This window comes from Pectinatus brassicae, from assembly GCF_014201835.1.
In the GTDB taxonomy this organism is placed as follows: domain Bacteria; phylum Bacillota; class Negativicutes; order Selenomonadales; family Selenomonadaceae; genus Pectinatus; species Pectinatus brassicae.
Map to the genome: position 1 here is coordinate 25,547 of NZ_JACHFH010000032.1, position 7,183 is coordinate 32,729.

The window sequence follows — 7,183 nt, forward strand, 5'->3', positions numbered from 1 at the left end:
ACTTAGAGTAATCTCCAAGTCAAATGTTTTTTCAAAATTTATAATTATCTTTATTTCTTGTTATATGATAAAATACTTGCTTTTAATCTTTGCATGCCGTCATTAAGATTATCTTTAGTACAAGCTGTATTTATCCTGACAAACTTATCACTGTCACCACGATACTGTCCGCCAGCAGTTATAATTAAGCCTGTTTTTTCCTGTATATAATCGCATAACTTATCTGTATCATTTGTAACGGCACTACAGTCAATCCACAAAAGATATGTCGCTTTTTCTGAAACTACTTTAAGCATTGACAGATTTTCTTCAATAAATTCACGCACGATTTTCTTATTGGACTGCAAATATTTTCTAAGCTCATCAAGCCATTCTTCGCCTTCATTAAAAGCGGCAATTGCTGCATCAATAGCAAAAGAATTAGGTTCAGCCAGTTCATCAGAATTTAAGCCGCGTACTACTTTTTCCCGCAAGATTTTATTAGGAATCATAACAGCTGCCGTCTGCAAACCGGCAATATTAAAAGCCTTGCTGGCCGATATGCAGGTCATACTGATATCGGCACATACTTTAGATGCAGCCGCAAAAGGAACATATTCACTGCCTGGGTCTATCATATCACAATGGATTTCATCCGATAAAACAGTAACTCCATACTTTTTACATAATCCGCCAATCCGCGTCAGCTCTTCTTTCGTCCAGATTTTACCAACAGGATTATGCGGATTACATAAAATCATCATTGTCGTAAGCGGCTGCGCTAATTTTTCTTCTAAGTCGGAAAAATCGATAGAATAACGACTGCCATCATAGTGCAGTTTATTTTCCAATACATGACGACCACCGTTTTCCACTGAATGAAAAAAAATATCATATACAGGTGTCTGTACTAATACATTATCACCAATATTTGTCAGTCTTTTAACAGCACTTGATATTGCTGGTACAACCCCGGTACAAAAAGTCAGCCATTCTTTTTCAAAAAAAATCCCATGCCGTCTTTTCCACCAATTGCCGATAGCTTCATACCAGCTATCCGGAACTATTTCATAACCAAAAGTTCCTTTTTCCACTCTTTTTATCAATGCTTCACGAATTGCCGGTGCTGCCATAAAATCCATATCAGCAACCCACATTGGCAGTTCATTTTCTGCTACATCCCATTTTAACGAATTTATTGTACGGCGATTTACTGCCATATCAAAATCAAATTGCATTATAATGCCTCCCGTTATCTTCCCTTTTAAACCACTCTTTACGCCATAACCGCATAAACAACAATAATCCCCGACAACATAATTCAATGCTCATGGCAATCCATACACCCATTACCCCCAGCGAACTTGCCAATAACAACGATAATGGTATACGTACACACCAGATACTGCAAATATTTAGTATACTTGGCACAAAAGTATCACCTTCACCACGTAACACTCCTGCAATTACTATTGATAAGGCAAACATTGGCTCAGCAAACATTTCAATGCGTAAAATTTTTGTTCCTATTTCCTGTACAGCCAAATCCGGTGTTAAAAAAGCAAAAATATACGGTGCTATAACAAACATTATAAATGCCATAATTGTCATTATAACTACACCCATGCCAACTGTAATCCTGGCAAAATGATGTGTCAAATCCCAACGTTTAGCCCCAATGCTCTGCCCAACTAATGGAGATGCCGCTATTGCAATACCATAGCCCGGCATATAACATAAACTTTCTGCTGTAACAGCAAAAGAATTAGTAGCTATCGCCACAGCACCAAGTGGTGCTACAATTGCAGTTGTTACTACAATCGCTCCTGTCAGTACAGCATGTTCCAAGCCAACAGGAAAACCTAATTTTATTGCTTTATATACATACTCACGAGTAAGCTTCCATTTATCATGCTTAAGAAAATGCAGTATTGGGGACTTACAGCATACCATCCATAACATGGCTATAGCTGCTACAGCTTCAGCTACTGCTGTTCCTAATGCAGCCCCTGCTACTCCCATGTCTAAGCCTGGCATAGTAAAACTAATATTTCCTATCATTATTTGATGACTAGGGAATATAAACAATAAATTAAAAACAATATCAAGTAAACACATCACTGTATTTATGATACTTGGAGCACGCATATTACCGCTGCTTTGCAGCAGCATTGCTGCCAAATTCTTCAGCTGATATATCGGCAATGAACAGGCATAAATAAAAAAATAATCTATTGCATCTTTTTTTATCGCCGTACCACTGCCCAGCCAATCTGGCAAATATGAACTTATCGCCATTCCGATAGCTGCCAAAAACAAAGAAAATATACCTGTTACTATAATCCCCTGCCTGAGCATTTGTCTGGCTTTGTCATTTTCTCCTGCACCAATACAATGAGCTGTTTGTATCGAAAAGCCAACAGATGCCGCATTACACATACCGCCAAACAACCATGTTGTCGACAATACAAGTCCAATTGCCGCTGAAGCTGCTGCTCCCATACTGCCCACCATAGCTGCATCAATATACTCCATCATAATGAAACTTACCTGGGTCAATATTGCCGGCAGACTCAGCTGCATCACTAAGTTTATTTTCTGTTTATATGTCAACGGCTGCACTGATTTCAGTGCAGCTACCAATGTCATTTTATTATTTATTACGCTGCTCATCCAGCTAATGAAGAGTCTGCTGTACTCACACTTATTTCAGTTTTCTCACTGTCAACTTTAGGATCATCAAAAATAATTTCATCTATACCTTCTGAAATTATTCGTCCTGAATATGGATTTTTTACGCTGTCAATTTTACTGATGATTTCTGCATCAACAGTAGAATACTCAAAAGCAAGATTTGTATTTATCAATTTACAATTTTTTAGTACTACATTTTCCATATAGCAAAAGCCTTGCAAACTTTCAATCGTGCAATTTATTAATGTAACATTTTTTGCATTCCAGCCAAAATATTCACCGGAAATAAAAGAATCATAAACAGTAACATTTTCCGCATTCCAAAAAGCATCTTTTGATATCATTTTAGCATTACGGACAGTTATATTCTTACCACCATCAAAGGAATAATCACCAATCAAAGTGAACCCATCAATTTCGATATTTTCACTATTCATAGCAAAATTTGGTCCTTTAGCCGTTACATTTTTCATCTTAATATTTTTGCAATTCCATAATGTTTCATTGGCATTGGGCATATCAATGTTTTCCAATTTCATATTATTGCAACGACGAAATGTTTTAGGCGCCTGAATAGTGATATTTTTCATATCAAGATTATTTGTGTACCATATACCTGCCCGCGCCATTTCCAGCAGCATACTATCTTCAACCTTAATATCTTCACAATACCACAATGGATATTTCCATTCAAATATACTGTTTTTTAATTTAATATTTTTACTTTCTTTTAGAGGTGATTCGCCATCAACAAATGTACAATAATCAATTTCTAAATCATTACTTTTAAATAAGGCTCTTTCACCTATAAATTTTTCTTGGGAATAATTTTTCATTATAGTTCCTTTCCTAATAAAATCTACAAATTGCTTTTTCCAATAATTAACTATGTTTTAACTTTATCACTTGTAGTTCACTCTAAGTCAAGCATAAAAAATAAGCATACCTAAAAAATACTAAGATATGCCTGTTTCGAACAATATTTAATTTCTATTCTATTTACCTTCAGATACCCAAAAGGCTCCCCCATAGGGGAGCTGGCAGCAAAGCTGCCTGAGGGGTTAACCCTTCTAGCTAGACTTCACAAAACTACCTTTCCTATGTGTAGCTCTTAATGCTTTAGCATTCTATGCTACAGTTCTTTGCACTTTAGTGCTTAGAACTGTAGTAGGCAAAGATACAGTACATACAGTGCAGGGACGGCTTAAAAACTATAATATTTTACTAACTATAAAATATTATAACTTCAATTCAGTCGTTACCTGAAGCAATTCTTTAACCACTGCCTGCAAATTTAATATTTTGCCAATAAAACTCTTTTTCTTGCTGTCTTCAATAATTTTTACATCTTTTTCTTTTACATCCAATTTTTTACAAAGATACTCCAGGGCATCATAATATGTACCAAATTCATCAATTAATCCATTTTCTTTGGCTATAACAGCAGATACAAATCGCCCGTCTGTCATTTCCTCTATATTCGTTATCGTTCGATATTTTTGTACCATACGAATAAATTCCTGATGACTTTCTTCAGCCATCTCCGTAAGATAAATACGTTCTTTTTCCGTCATTTCACGCACTGGATTACCAATATCCTTCATTTCTCCAGCTTTAATCGTATTATATGTAACACCAAGTTTCTCTGATATTCCCTTAAAATTAGGGATTTGCATTATAACCCCGATTGAACCCGTCATTGCCATCTGATTGGCAAAAATATAATCACAGACACTGGCTATCATATAGCCGCCGCTGCAGGCCATATCAGCAATCGATGCAATTACCGGCTTACCTGCTTTACGTACAGCTTCGACTGAATTTGCTATCTCCTGTGAAGCTCCGGCGGTACCACCCGGGCTGTTTATTCGCAACAGTACTCCACGTATACTGTCATCATTTTTTATTTCATGCAAAATCTTAAGCACCGCCATGCTGCCTTCCGACTGATTTAATAAGCCTTTACTGCCTGTTGCTGAAATAACACCATCTATATTTACTACTCTTATTTTTTTCTTTTTATTAAACAACATTTATTATTCCTCCATATTTTTTTCACTTCTTTATAATAGTCTTCTTAAAACAATTATGCAAAAAATAACATATTCCTGCAAATTAACTATTCTATGCCAAAGGTTCCTTTTAAAGGATATATATGATACAATACATGTCATTACGCTTATTATGAAATTTTTATAAAATATATTTTACAGGAGGATTTTTTGTTTTGTTTCAGACTTTAAAAAAAGAATGGTTTTCCAATGTTCGTGCCGATATTTTATCAGGAATAGTTGTCGCTTTAGCACTGATTCCCGAGGCCCTGGCTTTTTCTATTATTGCCGGTGTTGACCCGATGGTTGCACTTTATGCATCTTTTTGCATTGCTGTGATTATTTCTATTGCTGGCGGTCGTCCGGCGATGATTTCCGCTGCTACCGGCTCAATGGCTCTGGTCATGGTTCCCTTAGTCCATGATTACGGCTTACAGTATCTGCTGGCAGCTACAATTCTCACCGGTATTTTACAATTTATTTTTGGATTATTAAATATAAACCAGCTTATGCGTTTTATACCTAATGCCGTCATGATTGGTTTTGTAAACTCCTTAGCTATACTTATATTTATGGCACAGATTCCTTATTTTTGGAATATATCTTCGACCGCATATATTTTTGTTATTGTAACCTTAGCTATAATTTATATCCTGCCGAAATTTTTCCGCGGCATTCCAGCCCCGTTAATTGCTATTATCATTCTTACTTTTGTCACTATTAAATTCAATCTCATAATGCCTACTGTCGGGGATCTCGGACAAATAAGCAAAAGCCTGCCAACATTTTTAATTCCTGATATTCCATTTAATTTCAATACTTTATCAATTATTTTTCCTTATTCACTAGCCTTATCTATTGTTGGTCTTATGGAAACGCTGCTTACCGCTTCAATAGTAGACGATATGACTGAAACAAATAGTGATAAACAACGTGAATGCTGTGGTCAGGGTATTGCCAATATCATTAACGGGTTTTTAGGTGGCATGGGCGGCTGTGCCATGATTGGTCAATCCGTAATTAATATTAAATCCGGCGGACGCGGTCGTCTTTCCACCTTTGTTGCCGGTATGTTTTTAATGTTTCTTATCATGGTACTTGGTGACCTTGTTATAAAAATCCCAATGCCAGTGTTGGCTGGTATTATGATAATGGTTTCTGTAGGCACTTTTGAATGGTCATCATTCAGCTACTTAAAAAAGCTCCCAAAAGCGATGCCTTTGTTATGCTGCTTACTGTAATTATCGTTGTTGCTACTGGGGACCTGTCTAAAGGTGTTATCGCTGGTGTCATTATCAGCTCCCTGTTATTTGTTGCCAAAGCTTCCAGCGTAAAAATAAATAAAGAAATTACTGATTCTAAGATTATTTTTCAAATAAATGGCCCTTTATTTTTTGCTTCACTAGATACCTTCATGGATCATTTTGATTTTTCTGTTGCAAATAAAGAAATCATCTTAGATTTTTCCCAAACAACAGTATGGGATGAATCAGCTGCGGCAGTTATTGATAAAATTCTGCTTAAATACCGCGATAATGATAATACCGTTGATTGCCACGGTCTTAATACATCCAGTAAAAAACTGATGAAAAAACTTTCCATTTCCTAATATTCACTTTAAATTATAAATTCATATTGTGCTAGTTAATAAATTAGTGTGCCCTTAAAGCCGTCCCTGCACTGTGTGTACTGTATCTCTGCTTTGCCTACTACAGTTCTAAGCACTAAAGTGCAAAGAACTGTAGCATAGAATGCTAAAGCATTAAGAGCTACAGCATAGGGAAGGTAGCTTGACGAAGTCAAGTCGGAAGGGTTAACCCCCTCTACAGGAGAACCTTTTAGGCATCTAAACTTCAACTAGCACAATGTGATATAAATATATTATTATAATATAAGTTAACTGAAGGATACTATATTTTAAAATATTCTTAATAAAGAAAGGTCTAATATGTATAATAAAATCTTACTTGCCGCTGATGGCTCAGAAAATTCCCTGCGTGCTGCCAATGAGGCAATAAAAATTTCCAAGCTTAGCACACCTAAGCATTTAGAAATTGCCTGCGTTATAAAATTTGATGATTCCAAAACCCAGATACTGCACAGCACCAGTGAATCCGAATTAAAAAATATCCGTCAGCAAAAACTCCAACCAATTGAACAGCTTTTCCAAGCAGAAAAACTTGACTATAGTATAAAATTTTTACATGGCGAACCAGGTCCTGCCCTTGTTAAATATGCCAATAACGAAAAATTTGATATAGTCATAATCGGCAGCCGCGGTCTTAATACTCTGCAGGAAATGGTATTGGGTAGTGTCAGTCATAAAGTTGCCAAACGTGTTAACTGTCCCGTTTTAATCATAAAACTCAAACTTCGCACATCAATAAAAGTCGATGTACCTTGAAAATTCAATAATTGGCGTTATTTAAATAGCAATATTTCAGGCTATTTGGCGTAGC

Annotated in this window: 7 protein-coding genes; 3 read left to right on the top strand and 4 right to left on the bottom strand. The window is 36.1% G+C overall.

The window, feature by feature from the left end:
• Positions 1-50 precede the first annotated feature (50 nt).
• From HNR32_RS10940 to sppA, 4 genes are all read right to left on the bottom strand, one after another.
• Positions 51-1,217: a MalY/PatB family protein gene (locus HNR32_RS10940; protein WP_183862596.1), complete on the bottom strand. Its 1,167-nt coding sequence runs from the start codon at positions 1,215-1,217 to the stop codon at positions 51-53.
• Positions 1,207-2,652, bottom strand: coding sequence for an MATE family efflux transporter (locus HNR32_RS10945; protein WP_183862598.1), 1,446 nt, complete (start codon positions 2,650-2,652; stop codon positions 1,207-1,209). Before HNR32_RS10945 ends, HNR32_RS10940 begins: the two co-directional genes overlap by 11 nt.
• Positions 2,649-3,509, bottom strand: coding sequence for a DUF3737 family protein (locus HNR32_RS10950; protein ID WP_183862600.1), 861 nt, complete (start codon positions 3,507-3,509; stop codon positions 2,649-2,651). The genes HNR32_RS10945 and HNR32_RS10950 overlap by 4 nt, the downstream gene beginning before the upstream one ends.
• Positions 3,510-3,911: 402 nt before the next feature.
• Positions 3,912-4,706, bottom strand: a complete 795-nt coding sequence (gene sppA, locus HNR32_RS10955) for a signal peptide peptidase SppA (RefSeq protein ID WP_183862602.1) — start codon at positions 4,704-4,706, stop codon at positions 3,912-3,914.
• Positions 4,707-4,900: 194 nt separating this feature from the next.
• Here sppA and HNR32_RS10960 point away from each other — a divergent pair, with 194 nt between their 5' ends.
• The 3 genes from HNR32_RS10960 (at position 4,901) to HNR32_RS10965 (ending at position 7,128) form a co-directional block, all read left to right on the top strand.
• Positions 4,901-5,965 carry a SulP family inorganic anion transporter gene (locus HNR32_RS10960; protein ID WP_231038147.1) on the top strand — a complete coding sequence of 355 codons (1,065 nt, stop codon included), beginning with the start codon at positions 4,901-4,903 and terminating at the stop codon, positions 5,963-5,965.
• Entirely contained in the window at positions 5,950-6,333 is a 384-nt protein-coding gene (locus HNR32_RS14590; RefSeq protein ID WP_231038146.1) for an STAS domain-containing protein, read from the top strand. Before HNR32_RS10960 ends, HNR32_RS14590 begins: the two co-directional genes overlap by 16 nt.
• 339 nt (positions 6,334-6,672) lie before the next feature.
• The gene (locus HNR32_RS10965; protein ID WP_183862604.1) at positions 6,673-7,128 is read left to right on the top strand and encodes a universal stress protein; all 456 of its coding nucleotides are present in this window, start codon (positions 6,673-6,675) and stop codon (positions 7,126-7,128) included.
• Positions 7,129-7,183: the final 55 nt, after the last annotated feature.

Excerpts from the sequence above, each read along its gene's own strand:
- HNR32_RS10945 (WP_183862598.1), bottom strand. The coding sequence starts at position 2,652 with ATGAGCAGCGTAATAAATAATAAAATGACATTGGTAGCTGCACTGAAA.
- HNR32_RS14590 (WP_231038146.1), top strand. The coding sequence starts at position 5,950 with ATGCTGCTTACTGTAATTATCGTTGTTGCTACTGGGGACCTGTCTAAA.
- sppA (WP_183862602.1), bottom strand. The coding sequence starts at position 4,706 with ATGTTGTTTAATAAAAAGAAAAAAATAAGAGTAGTAAATATAGATGGT.
- HNR32_RS10965 (WP_183862604.1), top strand. The coding sequence starts at position 6,673 with ATGTATAATAAAATCTTACTTGCCGCTGATGGCTCAGAAAATTCCCTG.
- HNR32_RS10950 (WP_183862600.1), bottom strand. The coding sequence starts at position 3,509 with ATGAAAAATTATTCCCAAGAAAAATTTATAGGTGAAAGAGCCTTATTT.
- HNR32_RS10940 (WP_183862596.1), bottom strand. The coding sequence starts at position 1,217 with ATGCAATTTGATTTTGATATGGCAGTAAATCGCCGTACAATAAATTCG.